The 21,520-nt window shown below is 58.9% G+C and carries 19 protein-coding genes and 1 pseudogene; 5 read left to right on the plus strand and 15 right to left on the minus strand.

What is annotated here, in order from left to right:
- Positions 1 to 99: 99 nt before the first annotated feature.
- The 4 genes from AC0T4W_RS17440 to AC0T4W_RS17455 form a co-directional block, all read right to left on the minus strand.
- On the minus strand, positions 100 to 1,188 hold the full coding sequence (locus AC0T4W_RS17440; protein WP_476321109.1) for a 2Fe-2S iron-sulfur cluster-binding protein: 1,089 nt from the start codon (positions 1,186 to 1,188) through the stop codon (positions 100 to 102).
- A gap of 13 nt (positions 1,189 to 1,201) precedes the next feature.
- A complete protein-coding gene (locus tag AC0T4W_RS17445; RefSeq protein WP_476321111.1) occupies positions 1,202 to 1,879 on the minus strand; it encodes a hypothetical protein in 678 nt (225 codons plus the stop codon).
- 19 nt (positions 1,880 to 1,898) lie between these two features.
- Entirely contained in the window at positions 1,899 to 4,073 is a 2,175-nt protein-coding gene (locus tag AC0T4W_RS17450; RefSeq protein ID WP_476321113.1) for a TonB-dependent receptor plug domain-containing protein, read from the minus strand.
- A gap of 242 nt (positions 4,074 to 4,315) precedes the next feature.
- Positions 4,316 to 5,479 carry a type III PLP-dependent enzyme gene (locus AC0T4W_RS17455; RefSeq protein ID WP_476321115.1) on the minus strand — a complete coding sequence of 388 codons (1,164 nt, stop codon included), beginning with the start codon at positions 5,477 to 5,479 and terminating at the stop codon, positions 4,316 to 4,318.
- Between the two features lie 618 nt (positions 5,480 to 6,097).
- On the opposite strand from AC0T4W_RS17455, the gene AC0T4W_RS17460 reads away from it, so the two are divergent.
- The 3 genes from AC0T4W_RS17460 to AC0T4W_RS17470 all read left to right on the plus strand — a co-directional run bounded on the left by AC0T4W_RS17460 (position 6,098) and on the right by AC0T4W_RS17470 (position 9,126).
- Entirely contained in the window at positions 6,098 to 7,681 is a 1,584-nt protein-coding gene (locus AC0T4W_RS17460; protein ID WP_476321117.1) for a peptide chain release factor 3, read from the plus strand.
- A 102-nt stretch (positions 7,682 to 7,783) separates the two neighbouring features.
- On the plus strand, positions 7,784 to 8,251 hold the full coding sequence (locus AC0T4W_RS17465; protein ID WP_476323762.1) for an REP-associated tyrosine transposase: 468 nt from the start codon (positions 7,784 to 7,786) through the stop codon (positions 8,249 to 8,251).
- 92 nt (positions 8,252 to 8,343) lie between these two features.
- Positions 8,344 to 9,126 carry a TatD family hydrolase gene (locus AC0T4W_RS17470; RefSeq protein WP_476323765.1) on the plus strand — a complete coding sequence of 261 codons (783 nt, stop codon included), beginning with the start codon at positions 8,344 to 8,346 and terminating at the stop codon, positions 9,124 to 9,126.
- A gap of 63 nt (positions 9,127 to 9,189) precedes the next feature.
- On the opposite strand, the gene AC0T4W_RS17475 is transcribed toward AC0T4W_RS17470, so the two are convergent.
- Positions 9,190 to 9,903, minus strand: coding sequence for a methyl-accepting chemotaxis protein (locus AC0T4W_RS17475; RefSeq protein WP_476323768.1), 714 nt, complete (start codon positions 9,901 to 9,903; stop codon positions 9,190 to 9,192).
- Positions 9,904 to 10,047: 144 nt separating this feature from the next.
- A pseudogene (locus AC0T4W_RS17480) lies at positions 10,048 to 11,187 on the minus strand (HAMP domain-containing protein); the annotation flags it as partial.
- 252 nt (positions 11,188 to 11,439) lie between these two features.
- On the opposite strand from AC0T4W_RS17480, the gene AC0T4W_RS17485 reads away from it, so the two are divergent.
- Entirely contained in the window at positions 11,440 to 12,333 is an 894-nt protein-coding gene (locus AC0T4W_RS17485; RefSeq protein ID WP_476321119.1) for an ROK family protein, read from the plus strand.
- A gap of 280 nt (positions 12,334 to 12,613) precedes the next feature.
- On the opposite strand, the gene ampE is transcribed toward AC0T4W_RS17485, so the two are convergent.
- From ampE to AC0T4W_RS17500, 3 genes are all read right to left on the minus strand, one after another.
- Positions 12,614 to 13,450: a regulatory signaling modulator protein AmpE gene (gene ampE / locus AC0T4W_RS17490; protein WP_476321121.1), complete on the minus strand. Its 837-nt coding sequence runs from the start codon at positions 13,448 to 13,450 to the stop codon at positions 12,614 to 12,616.
- Positions 13,447 to 14,010: a 1,6-anhydro-N-acetylmuramyl-L-alanine amidase AmpD gene (gene ampD / locus AC0T4W_RS17495; protein ID WP_476321123.1), complete on the minus strand. Its 564-nt coding sequence runs from the start codon at positions 14,008 to 14,010 to the stop codon at positions 13,447 to 13,449. Before ampD ends, ampE begins: the two co-directional genes overlap by 4 nt.
- Positions 14,011 to 14,171: 161 nt before the next feature.
- Complete coding sequence (locus tag AC0T4W_RS17500) at positions 14,172 to 16,487, minus strand: DUF1631 domain-containing protein (RefSeq protein WP_476321125.1); 2,316 nt, start codon at positions 16,485 to 16,487, stop codon at positions 14,172 to 14,174.
- Between the two features lie 366 nt (positions 16,488 to 16,853).
- Here AC0T4W_RS17500 and nadC point away from each other — a divergent pair, with 366 nt between their 5' ends.
- Complete coding sequence (gene nadC / locus AC0T4W_RS17505; protein WP_476321127.1) at positions 16,854 to 17,702, plus strand: carboxylating nicotinate-nucleotide diphosphorylase; 849 nt, start codon at positions 16,854 to 16,856, stop codon at positions 17,700 to 17,702.
- Positions 17,703 to 17,806: 104 nt separating this feature from the next.
- On the opposite strand, the gene AC0T4W_RS17510 is transcribed toward nadC, so the two are convergent.
- From AC0T4W_RS17510 to AC0T4W_RS17535, 6 genes are all read right to left on the minus strand, one after another.
- On the minus strand, positions 17,807 to 18,706 hold the full coding sequence (locus tag AC0T4W_RS17510) for an ABC transporter ATP-binding protein (protein ID WP_476321129.1): 900 nt from the start codon (positions 18,704 to 18,706) through the stop codon (positions 17,807 to 17,809).
- On the minus strand, positions 18,703 to 19,542 hold the full coding sequence (locus AC0T4W_RS17515) for a hypothetical protein (RefSeq protein WP_476321131.1): 840 nt from the start codon (positions 19,540 to 19,542) through the stop codon (positions 18,703 to 18,705). Before AC0T4W_RS17515 ends, AC0T4W_RS17510 begins: the two co-directional genes overlap by 4 nt.
- 1 nt (position 19,543) lies before the next feature.
- Entirely contained in the window at positions 19,544 to 20,353 is an 810-nt protein-coding gene (locus AC0T4W_RS17520) for an ABC transporter permease (protein WP_476321133.1), read from the minus strand.
- Positions 20,354 to 20,504: 151 nt separating this feature from the next.
- On the minus strand, positions 20,505 to 20,684 hold the full coding sequence (locus AC0T4W_RS17525) for a prepilin-type N-terminal cleavage/methylation domain-containing protein (protein ID WP_476321135.1): 180 nt from the start codon (positions 20,682 to 20,684) through the stop codon (positions 20,505 to 20,507).
- Between the two features lie 57 nt (positions 20,685 to 20,741).
- Positions 20,742 to 21,236: a hypothetical protein gene (locus tag AC0T4W_RS17530; RefSeq protein WP_476321137.1), complete on the minus strand. Its 495-nt coding sequence runs from the start codon at positions 21,234 to 21,236 to the stop codon at positions 20,742 to 20,744.
- A gap of 26 nt (positions 21,237 to 21,262) precedes the next feature.
- Entirely contained in the window at positions 21,263 to 21,448 is a 186-nt protein-coding gene (locus AC0T4W_RS17535) for a prepilin-type N-terminal cleavage/methylation domain-containing protein (protein WP_476321139.1), read from the minus strand.
- Positions 21,449 to 21,520 lie beyond the last annotated feature (72 nt).

Below are 21,520 nucleotides of genomic sequence, written 5' to 3' on the forward strand. Positions count from 1 at the left end.
AGCCTAGGCGCAATCCGGGATGACAACCCCGGATTGCGCCTAGGCTTATCCAGGCTACGACTGAGTTTGGGAAGTTGACTGTCGCAACGCAGTTAATAGTCAAAGCTGCAGTAGTTGAAGCGGCTCCTTGGGAATACAGCAGCAGGCCAGAATCTGCCCGGCTGGCAGGGCCAGCGCCGGCTGCTGGCGCCATTCCACTTCGCCCTTGCAGACCAGGCGGCAGCTGCCGCAATGCCCGCCCCAGCAATCCGCCGCCAGCTCCACGCCCTGCTCATGCAGGGCATGCAACAGGCTCGGCTGGCCGTTGTAGTCCAGCGTTTCACCCTGCCATTCGAGGGCGAACTGCCCGGCACCGGCACCGAGAGCGCCCGCACCGAAGGCTTCCCAGTGCACCCGTGCATCAGGCAAACCCAGGTCGCTCAGATGCGCTAAACAAGCCTTAAGCAAGGCATCACCGGCGCAGATAAACACTTCGCTGTCGGCCGTAACGATCTCACTCAAACGCTGGCGATCCAGCCACCCCTGCCAAGCTGAGGGAGCCTGACTGTCACGGCTAAGCGCCGGGCGATAGTCGAATGCCGGATGCGCGGCAGCCAGCGCCAGCAGCTCCTGGTGATAGGCCAGCGCCGCCTGGTCACGGCCGCCATAGAGCAAGGTCAGGCGGCGACCAGCGGGACGCTTGAGCCAGGCATGCAGCATGGCGCGCATCGGCGTGATGCCGACGCCGCCGGCAATCAGTACCAGGTGTGGGCCGTGTTGCGGCTCTAGGGTGAAGTGCCCGGCCGGCGGCAGAATGCGCAGCGAGCGCCCCGGCAGGGCCTGTTCGGCCAGCCATTGGCTCATGCGACCCAGCGCTTCGCGCTTGATACACAGCTGATACTGCCAAGGCCGAGCGTGCCAGGCCGCCAGGGAATAGCAACGGCGCATGGGCCGCGAGCCGGGCGGCTGGGCAAGAATGGTGAGGAATTGCCCAGGCGCGAAACGCGGTAACGGCAAGCGCCAGGGATGCACCAATTCCAGATGCAGCAGGTCCTCGCTCAGCCATTGACTGCGGCGAATGCGCAGCCGCCGGCCCAGGCGTTGCTGGCGGCCCTGCCACCAGAGCCACAGGCCGTGCAGGCTGATGGCTAGAGTCGCCAGCGCGCCGAGCAGGCTCAGACCGATCAGCAGCGCGGCGAGGTAGATCATCCTAGTGTGCGGCTTAGAGTGCGGCGCGGCGGCGCGACTGCCACCAGCCCCACACACCGGTCAGGCCAAGCAGAGCCAGGGTGAAACCGAGCACGTCGATCCACACCCACTCGCCGCTCTTGCCGAAAAACGCCTTGCCGGTGTGCATATCCATCACCAGCTTGCCGATGGTGTAAGGCTTGGCCACTTCACCTTGGGCGGCCAGCAGCGCTGCATTGCCGGCCCAGGCGTTCCAACTCAGGCCATCGCGGCTTTGCATTGCGCCCATATCCTTGACGCTGGCCATCAGCTGGCCGCCAGCCAGGCGACTGATGCCGTGCACATCGCCTTCCAGGCGCAGCTCAAGCTGCTCACCCTGCAGTTGGTACAGGCCCATCTTGCTGGCAACCCACAGGCTGTCGCCCTCGCTCAGCAGCTGGCGCACTTCGACATCGGCCTGGCGTTGCGGCTTTTCATCCGCCTGCTGCACGAACAAACCCTGTTGGCTACCCAGCCACAAACGCCCATCGGCGGCCTGGGCCACGCTGCGCAGATCAAGCTCCTTCTCCATGGGCATGGATAACCAGTTAATCGGCATATCCTTGATGCCCAGGCTCTTCTCGTGTGCAAGAAAGATGGCGGTAACACCGACGATAAACATCGGCAGGGCCAGCAGCACCCCACTCCACAGGTGAATTTGACGGCTCGACATAGCGATTAACTCCTCAGGGTTACCAGCGCATTTCCAGGCTCATGCTGTACAGCGGCTCAGAATACTGTTGGGTGACTTCACGGTTTTTCAGCGACCCGTCAGCGTTGTATGCACGCTTTTCCTGGTCTTTTTGGGCCTGGCCGATATTTTCGGCGGCCAGGCGCAAGGTCATGTCGTTCGTCAAGTTGGCGTTGACGAACAGATCGAAATACTCGACTTCAGAGGTACGGGTGCTTTCGCCGCTATTGCCGATTTCATCGTCGAAATCACCGGCCTTGTTCCAGCTGCCGCCCACCGTCAGCACCGTGGCCGGAATGCGGTATTCCAGGCCGACGTTGGCCAGGTAACCGGGTTGCTGCTTGAAGCGGCGCTTCTCGCCTGTGGCCTGGTCCTTCACTTCGGAATCCAGCCAGCTGTAACCAGCCGTACTGCTCAGGCCGTCGATGCCCAGCCAGCCGAGGTCGCTGGAAAGCTCCAGTTCGGCACCCCAGAGTTTGCCGTCGCCAGTGTTGCGGGTCTGCTTGTAGTACTCGCCATCGTTATTGTCGAGGAAGGTCACCTCCTCCATCAGGTGCTTGATGTCGCGGCGGAACAGGTTGAGGCCAACCAGGCCGGCGTTGTCGGCCAGGTAGTGCTCCAAGCCCAGGTCATAGCCCAGGGACTCCTCAGGCTGCAGCGCCGGGTTGCCGACCTTGTTCGGGTCGGCGATGGTGCCGCTCTTGCTGTCGACCATCGGCGTGATGTCATCGAACTTCGGCCGCCGCACCGTGCGCGCCACGCTGCTGCGCAAGGCCCAGGCCTCGGCCAGGTTCCAGCGGTAATGCAGTGACGGCGCAAAGTGCTCTTCACGACCATCGGCTTCGCTGCCAGGGATCGAGCTTTCCAGCTCGGAACTTTCCCAGCGCAGGCCCGGCTGTAGATGATGTTTGTCGTTGATCCGCCAGGTGTCGCTGACGTACAGATCGAGGCGCTTTTCTTCTAGTTTGTACTGGCCGTTGGCCTCCGGCTTAGGCACTGCGTTGATGACCCTGTGCTTGTCACGCTCGCGGTTCTTCACGCTGTAGTCGAAACCGGCCAGCAGCTCGTGGTCATCGCGCCAGTGGGTCAGGCTCTGGCCGAACTGCCACTCGCGGTCGCTCTTGTCTTCGTCTTCGGTCTCCAGCTTGTCCAGCTTGCCGTTGGCCTTGTAGGCCTGCTTGAACTTGCGCTTCTGATCGTCCAGGTCCCGTATGCTGAAATGGCTGTCGAGCTGCAGATCCTCGGCCAGCGGCCGTTCCCAGCCCAGGCTCAGACCGAGGTTGCGGCTGTTCATCAGCTCTTTCTCGGACTCAGTGCCGTTGCCGGTGCCGTCAGCCTTGAATTTGAGTTTGTCCTTGTTGCGGTGCATTTCACTGTCGAGCAGCAACAGGTCGACATTGAGCATGTCACCGCCCTCGCTTTGCCAGCCCCAGTGTGGGGTCAGGAAGTTTTCAAAGAAGCGTTTGTTATCACGCTCCTGCTGACGCGCACCGGCTACACCCGCAGCGTTATAGATCACTGTGTCCTTGAGCTGGGGTAGGCTACGGGTCTGTCGCCCACCGCTGATCAGCCACTGCTGACGCAAGTCGGCCTCGCCCCAGCTGAACTGCGCACTGCCGTCCATCGGGCGTTGATCGCCGCTGGCTGCGCCGAGAATTACCTTGCGCTGCTCAGTGCTGCGCTTCTTCAGGATGATATTGAGGGTGCCGCCAATGCCCTGGGCGTCCATCTGCGCGGTGGGCGAGCGGAGAATCTCGACGCGGTCGATCATCGCCATGGGGATCTGGTCGAGCTGTACTTCGCGCTTCTCGCCGCTGTCCGGCATGCGCCGGCCATCCAGCAACACCTGGGTGTATTCCTTGTCCATACCGCGCAGACGCAGGTCCTTGTTCTCGCCTGGGGCACCACCGAAATACATGCCGGTCTTGCGGCGCAGAGCATCTCCGAGGCTACCGTTGCCCGAACGGCGCAGCTCCTCACCGTCGATCACCACCTTGGGCGCAACTGACTGGCGACGTTCTTCAGTGGCGATGCGCACACCATCCACACGCATGGTCGGCAATGCCGTGACGCCACTATCGGCAGCCTGGGCGGCCAACGGCGAAAGCGTCGCCAGCGCCAGCAATGACAACAAGCGCGGCTGCGCCTTAAGACTGAACGGCCATTGCTGCTGCATAAGAACCTCCCCAGGAAAATGAGGCGCGATTCTAATTGCCAATCAATCGTATTACCAAGTGAATTTAAACTTCATTTGGTAATACATAACACCGCTGAAGGCCGCAGGTCAGTAGCTGTGGCGGTGGTAGCAGCCTTCTGTGCCCACCGTGCTGATTGCAGCTATGCGGGCCTTGTACTGAATACACCCTCCCAGAAACGCAAACCCCGCCGAAGCGGGGCCTGCCTAACAACAGCGTGGACTTACAGGTAGAACGACTTCAGCGGCGGGAAGCCGTTGAACTCCACGGCGCTGTAGCTGGTGGTGTAAGCACCGGTGGACAGCCAGTAGATGCGGTCACCAATGGCCAGGTTGAGCGGCAGGCCGTACTTGTAGTTCTCGTACATGATGTCGGCGCTGTCGCAGGTGGGACCTGCGATCACCACTTCCTCCATCTCACCCTTCTTCTCGGTGTAGAGCGGAAACTTGATCGCCTCGCCCATGGTTTCGATCAGGCCGCTGAACATGCCCACGTCGACATACACCCAACGCTCGACGGCGGTACGCGATTTACGCGCAACCAACACCACTTCGCTGACCAGAATGCCGGCGTTGGCAATCAGCGAGCGGCCCGGCTCAAGAATGATTTCCGGCAGGTCATCACCGAAGTCTTCTTTAAGGAAGCGGATGATTTCCTCGGCGTAGGTTTCCAGGCTGTTGGTGCGGGTGATGTAGTTGGCCGGGAAGCCGCCGCCCATATTGATCAGCTTGAGTTCGATGCCGTCTTCTTCTTTCAGGCGCTCGAAGATCACTTTGACCTTGGCAATCGCCGCGTCCCAAACCGATATGTCGCGCTGCTGTGAGCCAACGTGGAAGGAGATGCCGTACGGCACCAGACCCAGGTCACGGGCGAGGATCAGCAGGTCCATGGCCATATCGGTTTGGCAGCCGAACTTGCGCGACAGCGGCCAATCAGCCGTGGTCGAGCCTTCAGTGAGGATGCGCACATAAACTTTCGAGCCCGGCGCGGCTTTAGCGATATTGCGCAGGTCAGCTTCTGAATCGGTAGAGAACAGACGCACGCCCTTTTCAAAGAAGTAGCGGATGTCCTTGGATTTCTTGATGGTGTTGCCGTAGCTGATACGGTCGGCACTGACGCCGCGATCCATCACTTTGTCCAGCTCATAGATCGAGGCGATGTCGAAGCTGGAGCCTTTCTCCTTAAGCAGGTCGATGATCTCGACCGCAGGGTTGGCCTTGACCGCGTAGTAGATTTTGGCGAAATCGAAACCGGCGCGCAGGTCATCGTAGGCCTGGCTGATGATCGCGGTATCGATCACCACAAATGGGGTTTCCTGGGTGTCGGCGAACGCCTTCATGCGCTGAAAGGTGGCGGGTGCGTAATAATCTTCGACCTTGATCGACATGCTCGGACTCCAGTTGGCAGAACCAGTTAAAACATTTCAGTCAAGTAACCCTAGCACTCGCTAGCCATTACTCGGCCTTAAGGGATGCCCGGCGGCATAGCCGCACAGGCAGAACGTCTGATCAGTATCCCCACTTTGGTTCGCCTACTTCCCAAGGCATGTCGCCGAGTACTTCAAGAATTCGTTGACGACCTGCTGCGCGTCGGCCCTACCGCGTTAAAAACAGGCTCGGAATACTCATTTACACCAGTAAACTCCGCTTCCTCGCCTGTTTTTGCCTTGTAGGACTCTAGCTCGCGAGCTCGTAAAACAAATTCTAGGGTCTCTCGTCGTCAGTACTTGAGCCGGATGGATCGTTGCCAGCATGGACGTTCGGGCGCGAACTTTAGGGCCATGGGGTGCTGAGATCAATCAAAAAATGCCGTACTTTTGACCCGCTCTGTCGCCTTATTGATTGATCGTTTTATATTCAAAACAAAACGTCAGGAATGCTGCACAAAGCGCAAAAAATCAGTGGTTTTGCCCTCTGACTACAGGTCGCCGCGCGAACCGGCGTTTACCGTTATAATCGCCGCCTTTTTTGACAGACCGACTATTCAGTCGACGGGTTCTCGCACAATGACCATCCAGGCCGCCGAAGTCGCCAAACGCCGCACGTTCGCGATCATCTCCCACCCCGACGCCGGTAAGACCACCATTACCGAGAAGCTGCTGCTGATGGGCAAGGCGATTGCCGTGGCCGGCACGGTGAAGTCGCGTAAATCCGACCGCCATGCCACCAGCGACTGGATGGAAATGGAAAAGCAGCGCGGTATCTCCATCACCACCTCGGTGATGCAGTTCCCCTACCGCGACCATATGATCAACCTGCTCGACACCCCCGGCCACGAAGATTTCTCCGAAGACACCTACCGCACCCTGACTGCAGTAGACAGCGCCCTGATGGTGCTCGACGGCGGTAAAGGCGTTGAGCCGCGCACCATCGCCCTGATGGACGTATGCCGCCTGCGCGACACGCCCATCGTCAGCTTCGTCAACAAGCTCGACCGCGACATCCGCGACCCGATTGAGTTGCTCGACGAGATAGAAGCGGTGCTGAAGATCAAGGCCGCTCCCATCACCTGGCCGATAGGCTGCTACCGCGACTTCAAGGGTGTGTACCACCTGGCCGATGACTACATCATCGTCTACACCCCTGGCCACGGCCACGAGCGCACCGAAACCAAGATCATCGAAAAGCTCGATTCCGATGAAGCCCGCGCCCACTTGGGCGACGAGTACGAGCGCTTTATCGAACAGCTGGAGCTGGTCCAGGGCGCCTGCCACGAGTTCGATCAGCAGGAGTTTCTCGACGGTCAACTGACACCAGTGTTCTTCGGCACCGCCCTGGGCAACTTCGGCGTCGACCATGTGCTCGATGCGGTGGTCGACTGGGCACCCAAGCCCCTGGCCCGGGTGGCCAACGAGCGCACCGTGGAACCGGTAGAAGAAAAATTCAGCGGCTTCGTGTTCAAGATCCAGGCGAACATGGACCCCAAGCACCGCGACCGCATTGCCTTTATGCGCATCTGCTCGGGCAAATACAGCCAGGGCATGAAGATGCGCCATGTGCGCACCGGCAAGGACGTGCGCATCGGCGACGCCCTGACCTTCTTCTCCAGCGAGCGCGAAATGCTGGTTGAGGCCTACGCCGGCGACATCATCGGCTTGCACAACCACGGCACCATCCAGATCGGCGACACCTTCACCGAAGGTGAGGCCCTGGGCTTTACCGGCATCCCGCACTTCGCCCCGGAACTGTTCCGCCGCGTGCGCCTGAAGGACCCGCTGAAATCCAAGCAACTGCGCCAGGGCCTGCAACAGCTGGCCGAGGAAGGCGCGACCCAGGTCTTCTTCCCCGAGCGCAGCAACGACATCATCCTCGGCGCGGTCGGTGTGCTGCAGTTCGACGTGGTCGCCAGCCGCTTGAAAGAAGAATACAAGGTCGAGTGCGGCTACGAGCCGATCACCGTCTGGTCGGCGCGCTGGATCGATTGCGCGGACAAGAAGAAGCTTGAGGAATTCTCCAACAAGGCCGTAGAAAACCTCGCCCTGGATGGCGGCGGCCACCTCACCTACCTGGCCCCAACGCGGGTCAACCTGGCGCTGATGGAAGAGCGCTGGCCGGATGTGAAATTCCGCGCGACGCGCGAGCATCATTAAGGGGTTGCACTACCCTGTGTAGGAGCCAGCTTGCTGGCGATCAGCTTATCTACAGATCGCCAGCAAGCTGGCTCCTACAACCGAACGCAGGGAGCTTCTGGAATGGAGTCCAGCCTCTTCAACCACCGCAGCCACGCCCTGCGGGCAGGTCGTTTCTCCGAATCAGGCAGAAGCTACCTACTGACGGCAGTAACCCATGAACGCCAGCCGATATTCAGTGACTGGCATGCCGCTCGCCTGGTTATCTTTGAAATGCGTGCCGCACACGACGCAAAGCTCGTTGAGTCACTTGCCTGGGTGTTAATGCCGGATCATTTGCATTGGCTGGTCACGCTTGGGGACATCCCTTTAGAGACGCTGATGCAATCCATGAAATCGCGCAGTGCTATTTCCATCAACAACACTCGCAACCATCACGGAAAGCTTTGGCAGAAGGGTTTTTATGACCGAGCCATGCGGCGGGAGGATGACTTGCAAAGCATGGCCCGCTATATCGTCGCAAACCCTTTGCGGGCAGGACTTGTCAAACACATCGGTGACTACCCGCTGTGGGATGCCATATGGCTATGAATCACAGTTTCGCTGGCGATCACTTTTCCCTGCGAGAGCTGATCGCCAGCAAGCTGGCTCCTACAAGCAACACAGCGGCGTATGATGCCCCCATGCACCTGATCGACACCCACACCCACCTGGACTTCCCCGACTTTGACACCGACCGCAGCGAGCTTCTAAAGCGTTGCCGCGATAGTGGCGTCGAGCGGCTGGTGGTGTTGGGTGTGCATCAAGCCAACTGGCAGCGTGTCTGGGATCTGGTACAAACCGAAGACAGCCTGTACGCCGCCCTTGGCCTGCACCCGGTCTACCTTGATGAACATCGCCCGGAGCATCTGAGCGAGCTGCGCGGCTGGCTGACACGCTGTGCCGGCCACCCCAGGCTCTGCGCCGTGGGTGAGATCGGTCTGGACTACTTTCTTGAACAGCTGGACCGCGCACAGCAGCAACAGCTATTCGAAGCGCAGCTCAAACTGGCTGTCGAGTTCGAACTGCCCGCCCTGCTGCATGTGCGCCGTGCCCATGCGGCGACCATCGCCACGCTGAAACGCCTCAAGCCCCCACGCGGCGGCATAATCCATGCCTTTGCCGGCAGCACTGAAGAAGCCCGCGAATACCTCAAGCTGGGTTTCAAGCTCGGCCTGGGCGGAGCTCCCACCTGGCCGCAGGCATTGCGCCTGCGCAAAGTGGTGGCGCAACTGCCGCTAGACGCCATCGTGCTGGAAACCGACGCCCCGGACATGGCTCCCGCTATGCACCCCAACCAGCGCAACAGTCCGGAACATCTACCGGCTATCTGCACGGCGCTCGCCGAACTACGCGGCATCAGCGCCGAGGAGCTGGCCTGCGCCAGCAGCAACAACGCAGCCGAGTTGTTTGGCTGGAATAGCTAAGCCTGGCTGAGGCTCATAAAAAAGCCCGCCAACGTGGCGGGCTTAGCTCAAGTGAGCTGCAAATCAGACGCGGAACGCCCCAATCAGCTGCTTCAAGCGCGCCACCAAACCGGACAGCTCGCGGCTGGCCTGTTCGGTCTGGCTGGCACCTTCGGCGGTACGTTCGCCAGCCTGGCTGATTTCAACAATGTTCTGGTCGATATCGTGGGCCACAGCCGTCTGTTCTTCGGCGGCAGTAGCGATCTGCTGGTTCTGATCGACGATCATGCCCACCGCGCCGAGGATATTCTCCAGCGCCTGTTGCACCTTGCCCGACTCACTGACGGTGGTGTCGGCCATCTTGTGGCTGGCGCTCATGGCCTTGACCGCCGCACCCACGCCGCTTTGCAGTTTGGCAATCATCGCCTCGATTTCTTCGGTGGATTGCTGGGTACGCTTGGCCAGGTTGCGCACCTCATCGGCCACCACGGCAAAACCGCGCCCCTGCTCACCGGCCCGCGCGGCCTCAATGGCGGCGTTGAGCGCAAGCAGATTGGTCTGTTCAGCAATACCCTTGATCACGTCCAGCACCTGGCTGATCGAAGCGCTGTCGCTGGCCAGCTTGTTGATCACCACCACCGACTGGTCGATCTCACCGGCCAACCGCTGGATGCTGCCCACTTGGGACTCAACCAGCGCGCGACCGCTGACCGTCTCATCATTCACGCTCTGTGCACTGCCCACTGCGGCAGCGGCGCTGTGCGCCACCTCCTGGGCGGTGGCGGACATTTGATTCATCGCAGTAGCGATCTGATCAATCTGCCCACGCTGGCCGGCAACGGCCTGGTTACTTTCTCCGGAAACCTGCTGCACACGGTCCGCCTGACACTCGACCTCAACCACGGTCTGGCCCACGCGCTCGATCAGCTGGTGAATCTTGCTCACCGTCTCATTGAACACCTGGCCCAGTTCACCCAATTCATCGTGGCTCTGCGCCTTGAAGCTGACGGTCATATCGCCAGCGGCCACCTGGTTCATCACCTGACCAAGCTTTTTCAGGGTGGTGCGGATCGACACATAGAAGCCGCCGTACAGGTAAACGATCAGCAGGAACACCACCACCAGGGCCGCGACCAGCAGCACCATCTGCGTACGGTTTTCCTCCAGGCGCACCTGCAGCTGCTTGTCGAGGAACACCAGCACCGCATCATTGAGCTGATAGGTCTGCTCCATGGCGCCGCTGATATCCGCGTAGAACTGCGCCCAAGGAGTGTCCAGCGAGTCGGCGACAACCACCTTGTCCTCAAACACCACCACAGTGGTTTTCAGGGTTTCCAGGCTGCTTGCGGCCTGACTGGCCAACTCCGTACGGGCCTGCGCACTGCTGTTGAGCGATGCTTGCAGGTTCAGGCCGTAATCGCCATGCAGTTTTTCCAGCTCCAGCAACAGTTCATCAAAGGCGGTGCTGGCCGATGAGTTGAGAAAGCCCTGGGCCAGCGAGTAGGCGCCTACCGCGCGACCTTCGCTAAGAACGGCGGTGACTTTGGGCGTGCCCACGGTGACCAGCTCGACCATCTGCCGCACGGCGCCCTGACGGTCCTGGCTCAGCCCCGCTTGAGCAGCCACCAGCTTGATAAATACCTGGGAACTACCCAGCAGCTTTTCGGCCAGGGCGATCTTGCCTTGCAGCGAAGTCTCGGCCTGTACGGCGGCCAGTTCGGCAATCAATTGATCGCGTTTGTTATTGAACTCCTCGATCTGCTCAGACTCATGCACCACGGCGGCCATGCTCTGCAACGCTTCGCCGATGCTGCCTTGCAGCTTGACCAGCCGCGTTTCAAGATCACCCGCCTGACCGGACTGGCCGATCATCGCGTTGACCTCGGTGAGGTCGACAAAGTCCTCAAGACTACGACGCAGCGTCAGGCTATCGCCGAGCAGATCGATGCTCTCGAGAGCCGCCTGGGTACTGATGAACTGCCGGTAAGAGTCACGCACCAGGTAGAAGTTGGTGACCAGCATGGGCAGAAAGAACAGCACACTGATCAGGCTGAACTTCATGCCGAAGCTAAGGCGATTCATTAGCGCGATGGCCGGATACAACACGGTCTTCACAGGACGTCTCCAGTTCTAATTATTGTCGTGTAAGGTTACAAAGCGGCCGTGCAGAATCTCAAACGGCGGCCTATATGTCCCTCGCTGCTCGACCTGCGGCATTTGCATCAGCGGGATAAATACGGGCAAATTTGTGTGATCAATATCACAAAGCAACGGTCGAGCATGGCGTCATGTATACCTCTTATCGACCCCAACCTCTGTAAATTAAGGTAAATGATGCGCACACAACTAAAGCTGGGCATTGATCTGGGTGGCAGCAAAATCGAAATAATCGCCTTGGTAAACGGTCAGCAAGTCTTGCGCCGCCGCGCACCAACGCCGCAGGGCGATTACCAGAAAACCCTCACCCTGATTGCCAGCTTAGTTGAAGATTGCGAGCGCGAACTGGGCAGCGGCGGCAGCGTCGGTGTCGGCATCCCCGGCACCCGCTCCCCCGACCATGGCCGGGTCAAGAATGCCAACTCGCAATGCCTGATCGGCAAGGATCTGCAAGCCGACCTTGAGCAACGCCTACAGCGCCCAGTACGCCTGGCCAATGACGCCGACTGCTTTGCCCTTTCAGAAGCTTGCGATGGTGCAGGCGAAGGTGCCGTGAGTGTTTTCGGCGTTATTCTCGGCACCGGCGTTGGTGGCGGCCTGGTAATGCGCCAGCAACTGCTTAGCGGGCCGAATGCCATCGCCGGCGAGTGGGGGCACAACCCGCTGCCCTGGCGACGCAATGAGGATGGTCCGAGCCGGCGCTGTTATTGCGGCCAGGATGACTGCATCGAAACTTTTCTCAGTGGCCCCGGCTGGGCGGCACGAAGCGGCCTGGGCCTAAACGCTGGGGAGTTGGTGCGAGCGGCAGACGCCGGCGATACACATGCGCAACAGGCAGTGGCTCGCTATTGCGACCAGTTGGCGCGCGGTTTGGCATCAGTGATCAACCTGATTGATCCGCATGTGATCGTGCTGGGCGGAGGCCTGTCCAACAACACCGCGCTTTACTCCCAGGTAGTGCCACTGCTGCCGCGCTATGTGTTCTCCGATCAGGTCAATACACGCCTGTTACAGGCCAAGCACGGCGACTCCAGCGGCGTGCGCGGCGCGGCCTGGCTGTGGAACGAATAATTAGATCATCTACCAGTCATATGTTGAGTCGCCCCTAACAGCTATACGGTGCATGAAGTGCAGTAATACGTAGGGTGGGTTAGGCGCGAACCGGAATCAGGAAATCCCATCGAATCTCCGTGCGCCGTAACCCACCAAGGCGATCTACCGACAAACCGCAATGGTGGGTTACGCGGCGCACGAATTGCTTGGAACACCCTATAATCTCGTCCCAGTGCCGCTAACCCACCCTACAAAGGCGGCCTGCATCACAGTCTTGAGACATGGCCAATAGCTAGCTTTAGAGAAGCAGAGTCCACACGGCAAACCCCGCGTACCAAAATACTGCGGCGCGCACCAACAGTTGCCAAAGGCCATCCAGACTGCTGACACCGACCTCGCCCATCACCGGTTCCGGCGTCTCGCCAGCAGCCCGCGCAGTAATAATCGCCAACTGCGCCGCGCTGATGTCCCAGCTAAGCAGTTCGTGCAGCAAGGCCCGGCTGACCCCGGCAAAGTTGCCCACCAGGGCAAAGCTGGCGGCGAGTACACGCACCGGCAACCAGTCGAAACCATGACGCACCTGCACGGCAGCCTCACGCAAGGCCGGCAGAGTCGCATGTTCGCTGACCAGGGCGACCAGCCGATACGCCAGCGCCGCCAATGGCCCCAGCAACGCATACCAGAAGATCACTGCAAAGAAGCTCTGATAGGCCTGCCACACCAGATGGCCCTGTACGCGCTGGAGCAATTCGCCTTCTTCATCCGCCTCTAGCGCCAAATCACGCCGCGCCACCAGATAGGCCGCTTCGGCATCCTCACGGCGCCAACTGTCGCGAAACGGCCCAAGCGCAGCGAGCAAATCACCGCGCCCCAGGCTGTAAATCACCACCAACAGATGCACCGGCAACGCCAGCCAACCGTAAGCCACAGGCTCCAGCACCAGCAGAATCAGCCCAAGAGCAAGCAACGGCAGCACGGCCAGCACGGCCAGCGCCAGCCAGGGCCGCTCAGCCCACTGCGGCTTGCCCTCAATAGCCGTCAGTAACCGCAGCCAGGGGCCATCGTGTTGAATGGGTTTACGCCAGGACGAAAACTTCTCGACCCACAGCACCAGCAGTAGCACCAAAAAATTCATATCAGTTCCTTATCTTGCTGCAATGCCAGGCGCACGCGCTGCCAGTCGAATGCCGGGCCGGGGTCGGTCTTACGGCCTGGGGCGACATCACTATGACCACAAATGTGCTCCAGGGTGATGGCTGGGTAAGCCGCTTGCAGCTGCCGAATCAGCTCAATCAGTGCAGCATACTGCGCCGCCGTGAACGGCAAATCATCAGTGCCTTCAAGCTCGATACCCAGGGAAAAATCATTACAGTTTTCCCGCTCGGCAAACCGCGATACGCCGGCATGCCAGGCACGCTCGTTACAGGAGACGAATTGCGTAACAACGCCATCACGCTCGATAAAGAAATGCGCGGACACCCGCAGGCTGGCAATGCTGGCGAAATAGGGATGCTCATCCACATCCAGACGATTCTGAAAAAACGCCTGCACCTTGCCTGTACCAAACTGCCCAGGCGGCAGGCTGATGTTATGGATCACCAACAGAGAAACTTCGCCCAGCGGCCGCTGATTGAAGTTCGGCGATGGACAGCGCTGGATGCCATCGCACCAGCCACTGTAAGGGTCCAGCTGCATAAAGACTCCTTGAACGAGCCACCACTCTAGCAGGCCGTTGAAAAACTACCTACGTTGCCATCGCGGCGTGAAAGGACGAATCCGAGCTCAAAATGCAGATACAACAACGCCGCCTGGGCCATACCCCGGCGGCGTTGTGGTGACGCATCAATGCAAGTCGATCAAGCGCCCTTGAGTTTGCGCAGATTGCCGATCACCGACTCCAGCGCCCGATCAAACAGCAGCGCATCATCGAGCAGGCGAATCGCATTGCGGCGGAACTCTACGGCCAGGCCCATACGGGTTTTTTCCAGCACTTTCATGCCAGTGCGATTGACGAAGATGTACTTGCCGGTTGGCTTGATCACCGCCGCCAACTTGCAACGCAGCTTGTGCTCATCATCTTCCTGAAACTCGACCCAGCTACCAACCCGCAGGTTATCGACCTGCAGCAGCGACTCATCGTCGTCCGGCAGGCTGGCTTCCGGCTCGGCGGCGCGCAGCTCGCCCGGTGCCAGCAGAATAATTTCCTCCACCACCTCAACCATTGCCGGCTCTTCAATCGCGTCCGCAGCCGGCAGCTCCAGCAATGGCAACTCAATACCGACCTCGGCCAGCGCAGCGCGCTTCTCTTCGTCGACGTCAACACGTGCAGGTGCATCACCCTGTGGATTTTCTTCCGGCAGGCTGCGTTTGAAGCGCTGGAAGGCCTGCACATGCAAAGCTTCCAACTGGCTGAAGAATTCACCGGTGGAGAACGGATCAAACGCCGCACTGGCCATACCTTCACGCAGCGCTTTAAGCAGCCCTGGCACCATCTCCAGCAGACGCATACGCGCTTCTGGCTCTTCGTGCAGCTCAACACTCCAGACCAGATCATCCATGGTCGCCAGAGCGGCTTGCCACTGCGCCGACTCAACGCCGTGCTTCAGACAGGTCAACATCAGCACCTTGCTCCAGGCTTCCTGCAGCAGACGCACCACCACTTCCGGCAGGGTCTTGCCGAGCAACCGCTCATTGAGTGCCTGTTCGACTTCACGGCGCGCCATTGCAGCCTTGGCACTGCCTTCTTCGGCATCGCGAGTGCGCTGCTCAAGCAGCTCGCTACGACGGCGCTCGTCACCGGTAAAGGCCAGAAACTCTGCCAACAGCTCGGAGAAGATCACCGGGTCATCAACAAAGTCATTAAGCAGGCGCTGCACCACTTGTTCGATCTTCTGATACAGGCTGTCGCGCTGCGCATCGTCCTGCTCACCCCACCCCAGGGCGGCAGAGGCAATTTCATTTAGCAGGCGACGGGCCGGATGGCTACCACGGCTGAAGAAGGTCTTGTCGATCACCGCCACTTTCAGCATCGGTATCTGCAGACGGCCAATCAGCGCCTTGAGCGAGTCCGGTAGGGTGCGATCATCGAGAATAAATTCGAAGAGCATCGACACCAGGTTGATAACGTCTTCATCAACCTCACCGACCACCCGAGCCTTGCCGGCTTTGGCGCTGGCGCGTGTTAGCAAACCTTCCAGCTGCTCACGCAGATCAAAATCGTCGCTCACCTGCGCCGGCGCGCGCTGCTGCATATGTGAGAGCAAGCGCATCAGGTCATTGCTGGAGATCGGCATGGCATCAGCCGGGCGGCTGCGCTGCGGAGTCACCGAGCCGCGCGCCTGAGAAAGCAGCTCCTGCAGCGCGCCGAACACCTCCTGCACGCCCTCATCAGCAAATTCAGCCGAGAGTTCCGGCGATGCATCCTGGCGACTACCACTTGCCGGCGCACTGGCGCGCGAAGGATTGCGCCGAGCCGGCGCGGATTTGAGTTCCGGCAATACACCGGCGGCGATCAACGCCTGGTTGGCTTCGGCATACAGCTGATCGAGACCGCTGAGTACATACTTCTCGAACAGTTTAAGGATGATCAGCTTGACCCGGATCTCAACGCCCAGGCTGCTGCACGCATCAAGGAAGAACTCACACAGACAGGTCGGACCGACAGGGTTGCTCTTGTCGTCCAGCTTTTTACTGACCATGGCATTGAAGCGCGTAGTCAGATGGCTGAGCGCCGTACCGTCACGGCTGACGACCTTGGCGACCATCGAATCCAGCGCCACCGACTCTTCCAGCGCGTCGTTCTGTACCAGCGACAGGGTGTCAAACGACACCGCATCCAAGGGCGCAGGCTTACCGATTTCATATTGGTTAAGGGTAGCGAAGGACTCGAAGACCTTCTGCAGAAAGCCGCGCTCGATGTTTTTGCGCTTCAAGCGCAGATCGCGCATCGCCTCGAAAAAGGCATTTTGCTCGGCATTGCTGGTAGCACGGTCGGCCATCTCGAACAGCGTATCGTCCGCGTTGTCGAACAGCGCCTGCAGCGCCGCTTTCAGCTGTTGCGCCGCTTTGTCACGCACATTTGTCAGCGCCACAGGCAGTCTTCCTACCGACGAGGTGGGCGATTGCTCAGGGGCCACCTTGCTCAGGTGAACCACATTCGCATCAGTCTTCATTGCGAGTCTCCTGCAGACTGCCCCTCTTGGGCGAACCGATCTGCACAGCGATCAACTGAGCGTCGTCCGTAACGTCAAAGGCCTGGCGTCAACAATTCTAAAAAGTAAAGTCATTATAGGGATGCGCGCGCGCATACCAAGCTGACTTTTCCTCCAGACATGACCCGCGTCACAGATGCAGCGCCACAGCTTCCCAACGGTTACCTGCATACGACCAACGCAACACGCCTATGCGTAGCAGCAAACACACAGCTAACGAAGAACCTTCATCAGCATAGCCCCACCGCCACCAGAGAACAGCTGCAAACACTGCGCAAACAGCCATCAATCCCTATAATCGGCCCATTCTGCTGACTGGAGCCCATCATGCCTAACCTGATCCTCGCCGACCTAGCCAATGAAGTTGAGGCCAACGTGCGCCGCGCACTGGCAGAGGACATAGGTAGTGGCGACATCACCGCCCAACTGATTCCCGCCGAGCGCCTGGCGCATGCCAAGGTCATCACCCGCGAAGCAGCGATCATTTGCGGCACCGCCTGGGTAGATGCCGTATTTCGCCAACTCGACCCACGGGTTGCCGTGCACTGGCATATCCAGGACGGCCAACGCGCCGAACCCAACCAGGTGCTGTTTGAACTGGAAGGCCCCGCCCGCGCTCTGCTCAGCGGCGAGCGCAGCGCCCTGAATTTTCTGCAAACCCTCTCCGCTGTCGCCACCCGCGGCCAGCACTATGCAGACCTGGTGCAAGGCACCGCCGTCAAACTGCTCGACACCCGCAAAACCCTACCCGGCCTACGGCTGGCGCAGAAATATGCCGTCACCCAAGGCAGCTGCCACAACCACCGCATCGGCCTGTATGACGCCTTCCTTATCAAAGAAAACCACATCGCCGCCTGCGGCGGCATCGCCCAAGCCGTAACCGCCGCCCACAAGATAGCCCCAGGCAAGCCGGTGGAAGTTGAAGTGGAAAGTTTGGAAGAGCTGCGCCAGGCATTGAGTGCGGGAGCGGACATCATCATGCTCGATGAGCTGAGCCTGGATGAAATGCGTGAAGCTGTAGCCCTCACCCAAGGCCAAGCCAAACTGGAAGCATCAGGCGGGGTGAACGAAAGCACCTTGCGCGCGATTGCCGAAACCGGGGTGGATTATGTGTCGATTGGTGCGCTGACCAAGGATGTGAAGGCGGTGGATTTGTCGATGCGGTTGAGCCTGTAGCCACACAACACAGCAGGATGGATTGAGTAACGCGATACCCATGCTGGGGAGAGACTGATGCCTGCATGATGGGTATCGCTATGCTCAACCCATCCTACAAATAACTAGTGCGCGGCTTGCTCAAGGATTTTGAAGAACACAGTCTCCAGCGACACCGCAGGCTTGATGGTCAGCAGATGACCGCCTACGTTATTCAACTGCGCAATAAACGCTGGCAAGTCAGCCTGCGACAGCTCGCACTCAAACTCCATTTCGCGCAACTGCTTGCAGCCTTCCAACAGAGGCTGCTCAGCATTAAAGCGCACCAGCATCTGATCAACCCGCTCAGCCGCCAACTCGCGCGGCGAACGAACTGTTAGCAGCTCACCCTTGTTGATAAAGCCAAAACGGTCAGCAATCCGCTCAACGTCATGCAGCACATGAGAGGTAAAGAAAATCGCCCCGCCCTGCTGCTTGTACTCGGTAAGGATATTCACCACATCCTTGCGCCCCACCGGATCAAGGCCGGACAACGGCTCATCCAGCACCAGCAATTTAGGTTGCACCACCATGGCATGAGCCAGCGCTACACGCTGCACATTACCTTTGGACAGCTCGCGAATCCGCCGTTTGGCATTCTGCGCCACAGAAAAGCGCTCAAGCCATTGCATGCACCAAGCATCGGCATCCTTGCGCTTGATGCCATACATGGACAAACCCATGCGCAGAATTTCCAACGGGGTGAATTGTTCGTAAAGCGCGGGGGACTCCGGTACAAACGCCAGGGGCAGGCGCGCTTCTGCACACTTGGCATCTACGCCATAGATGCGAACTTCACCTTGATAGTCATTGATGATATCCAGCATCACCTTGATGGTGGTGGATTTACCCGCGCCGTTAGGGCCGACAAAACCGAAGACTTCGCCTTCGACGAGGCTAAAGCTGACATCGCGCAGGGCTTGAACTTCTTTGTTTTTGCTGCGAAAGGTATGGCTGACGCCATGAAATTCCAGTGAAGCACTCACGACTGATCCTCCATACCAGCGATCTTCAGTTTCTTCAAGATGATGAGCCCCTCGCGTAACTCGTAGCCAAGCCGCAGCGGATCCTCCGGCAAGGCCGGCAATAAGCCTGACTCGACCAGTTGCTCCAGCTTCTGTAGCTTGCCGTTCTCAACCTCGAAACGGCGCTGCGCCTCACGCAGAGCAACCAGACCTTGCAGGCGTATCACGCGCTTGTCGAGCATATCGCGCAACTTGGGGTCGCTGGCGGAGTCGCGTTGTTGAGCCAGGTAATTCAGGGCCAACTTTTCATCGGCGAAAGTTTCCGCCTGCAACATCACAGCCAGCTTGTGCAGGCCTGCGGCATTCTCTGGCGAACGCTGCGCGCCCAGCTCGAGTACACGCTGCGCCTCGACGACATCACGCTGGAAGAACGCCAGGTTGATGCCATAGAAAAAAGCCGGAACAAAGTCCCAGGTACGGCACTGCACTGCCGCACGCAGCACCTGATTACCCTCGCTGACCGCGCCACCCCAGGTGAGCAGGCCGTTGGCCAGGTAATAGTTGTCTTCATGGCAGGCATTCAGTTGCGCGACCACCTGCTGGGCACGAATAAGATAGTTGGTATCGCTCTGCCCATCGTGCATGCCGGTGGCGGCTAGGCGCATAGCCTCCAGATCTGCGGCAAGAAAGCGATCACCACCATACAGCGCCAGCAGGATGGGCGCGGCGATCACCACACGGTCCTGCACCTGCGGTTGCTCGTGCGGCAGAGGCTGCTGGGCACGCCAGAAGGCGATAACGGCAAAGGCGACAAAACCCAGCAGAGCCAGCAACAGGGGAACGTAGCGACTGCGCATATCAGGCAAACCGCTTGCGTTGCAGTGCCCACACGGCGAGCGCCAACAAGGCAACTATATAAGCCAGACTGGAGAGCAGCAGCCAAGGCCAGTCGGCGGGGAGGAACTGCATCTTGCCGTAGAGCGCGACCATGCGCACATCCAGCGCACCCAGGTCCGGCAGTAGATAACCCAGCAGGCCAACGCCTGCGCGGTAGCTCTCGGCATCGCCAACCACCGATGCGTCACGACTGAGCAGCTCGACAATGGCGGCGAAGGAACGCGCCACCAGCATAAAACCGAAAGTGCCGATCAAGACGAAACTGGGGGTCGACGCGACCACGGCGAGCAGACAGGCCAGCGCCGTAAGCAGCAGCAGGTCCACCCCGATAAAGCCGACAGTGACCAGGTAGTGCTGACCCAGAGTTACCGGCGTAGCCTGCGCATAGCCCTGACCGACTAGCCCGACCAGCAGCGCCAAGAGCAACGCCAACGCCAGCAGCAGGCCCAGGGCCAAGGCGGCAACGGCGAGAAAACGCCCGAGCAACAGGCTATGCCGAGGGCGCGGATAGGTTAGGGTATTGAGGAAATAGCGCCGATCGAATTCGCGCGAAAGCAGCTCCTGGGTCATCAGCACCAGCACCAGCGGCAGGAACAGACGCATTACCGACAGGCCAACATCCAGCGCTACGGTGGCGGGTTGGCGACCGCTGAACTGGGAGGCCAGCAGCACGGCCAAGGCTAGCACTAGCAACGAGCAACTCGCCAACCATAGATAGCGGGCGCGAAAGGCCAAGCGAAGGCCAGTCAGAAAATCAGAGTAATACAGCATATGCAACTATCAGTACTTTATTGGGAGGTATAAAAATTAGAACAGGGAGACGGCCCCTTCCTGCTAGACAATCAAGAGCAAGAGGCGAAATCGACTCTGACCCCATTTTCCGATAAACCAACACTACATAGCTATACCTTTACTTTTCATCCTATCGCTTCGCTGTATTGAAAAGACTTATAGCGTTTTTCGCATCAGCCGCCGCGATGGCATCTCTCGCAGCAGCGCGATACTCACTGAATACTGGCAGAGCCACAGCAGTCAACACGCTTATGATAGCTACAACAAGCATCAATTCTATCAAAGTAAAAGCTCTGGCTAAAAGTTTCATACGCAGAAACTCCAAGCTGCCGAAGAGCATGCTCTCCGGCAGTACAACCTGAAAGTATTACAGGCCTGCGGCTGTTTGAGCCTCTGCTGTTGTGCTGCCGCCGGCAACACAATTTGCAGCATTAGCACCCCCAACTCGACCACCCTGCGAGCTAGCTGTATAAGCAAGCCCGCCACGAACGTTTACGGAACCGTTGTTAGGGTTAGTGTTTGGCGCAGGCTTAACAGCGCAACCTGCTGGCGGTACGTTACCGACAACACCGTTAGCAGGATCTGCTGTAACTGCAACAGGATCACAATCAACAGCAACATCGCCTTTACGACCATTAGGATGACAGGTTGCAACACCAATCACGTTTGCTACGGTATTACAGGCATAAGCGCCAAAAACACCAGTCGACAAATTAATCGTAACCTGCTCGGAAAGAAGCGAGCAACCTGCCGCTGCAGTAGTATCGATCGCTACACCACTACTAATCACCGCACCAGCATCAGCAGCAAGTGCACTAGAAGCAGCAACAGATGCCAGAATACCAAACAATATCTTTTTCATAACAGACTCCATTGATTAGCTGAGCATTAACGCTGCGCAGAGGAAAAAACAGTAATTGCGTTTTTAGCGTCCGCATTGGCCGTAGAATCGTTTGCCTTGGCACGATATTCATTAAACTGCGGAATCGCGATAGCAGCCAAAATACCGATGATCGCAATAACGATCATCAGTTCAATCAGGGTAAAACCTTTTTGTTTCTTGAGAGACTTCATGGATAAGCTCCTGTTGTGGTTAAGGTCGACGACCTATTGGAGGCTTAGCACAGGCCGTGCCAATCGCCGAAA

This window comes from Pseudomonas sp. C7.1, from assembly GCF_056312395.1.

Coding starts and splice junctions, on each gene's coding strand:
- AC0T4W_RS17465 (WP_476323762.1), top strand. CDS start 7,784: ATGGAGTCCAGCCTCTTCAACCACCGCAGCCACGCCCTGCGGGCAGGT.
- AC0T4W_RS17440 (WP_476321109.1), bottom strand. CDS start 1,188: ATGATCTACCTCGCCGCGCTGCTGATCGGTCTGAGCCTGCTCGGCGCG.
- AC0T4W_RS17460 (WP_476321117.1), top strand. CDS start 6,098: ATGACCATCCAGGCCGCCGAAGTCGCCAAACGCCGCACGTTCGCGATC.
- AC0T4W_RS17515 (WP_476321131.1), bottom strand. CDS start 19,542: ATGCGCAGTCGCTACGTTCCCCTGTTGCTGGCTCTGCTGGGTTTTGTC.
- AC0T4W_RS17445 (WP_476321111.1), bottom strand. CDS start 1,879: ATGTCGAGCCGTCAAATTCACCTGTGGAGTGGGGTGCTGCTGGCCCTG.
- ampE (WP_476321121.1), bottom strand. CDS start 13,450: ATGAATTTTTTGGTGCTACTGCTGGTGCTGTGGGTCGAGAAGTTTTCG.
- ampD (WP_476321123.1), bottom strand. CDS start 14,010: ATGCAGCTGGACCCTTACAGTGGCTGGTGCGATGGCATCCAGCGCTGT.
- AC0T4W_RS17485 (WP_476321119.1), top strand. CDS start 11,440: ATGCGCACACAACTAAAGCTGGGCATTGATCTGGGTGGCAGCAAAATC.
- nadC (WP_476321127.1), top strand. CDS start 16,854: ATGCCTAACCTGATCCTCGCCGACCTAGCCAATGAAGTTGAGGCCAAC.
- AC0T4W_RS17525 (WP_476321135.1), bottom strand. CDS start 20,684: ATGAAACTTTTAGCCAGAGCTTTTACTTTGATAGAATTGATGCTTGTT.
- AC0T4W_RS17455 (WP_476321115.1), bottom strand. CDS start 5,479: ATGTCGATCAAGGTCGAAGATTATTACGCACCCGCCACCTTTCAGCGC.
- AC0T4W_RS17470 (WP_476323765.1), top strand. CDS start 8,344: ATGCACCTGATCGACACCCACACCCACCTGGACTTCCCCGACTTTGAC.
- AC0T4W_RS17520 (WP_476321133.1), bottom strand. CDS start 20,353: ATGCTGTATTACTCTGATTTTCTGACTGGCCTTCGCTTGGCCTTTCGC.
- AC0T4W_RS17450 (WP_476321113.1), bottom strand. CDS start 4,073: ATGCAGCAGCAATGGCCGTTCAGTCTTAAGGCGCAGCCGCGCTTGTTG.
- AC0T4W_RS17535 (WP_476321139.1), bottom strand. CDS start 21,448: ATGAAGTCTCTCAAGAAACAAAAAGGTTTTACCCTGATTGAACTGATG.
- AC0T4W_RS17530 (WP_476321137.1), bottom strand. CDS start 21,236: ATGAAAAAGATATTGTTTGGTATTCTGGCATCTGTTGCTGCTTCTAGT.
- AC0T4W_RS17475 (WP_476323768.1), bottom strand. CDS start 9,903: ATGAATCAAATGTCCGCCACCGCCCAGGAGGTGGCGCACAGCGCCGCT.
- AC0T4W_RS17500 (WP_476321125.1), bottom strand. CDS start 16,487: ATGAAGACTGATGCGAATGTGGTTCACCTGAGCAAGGTGGCCCCTGAG.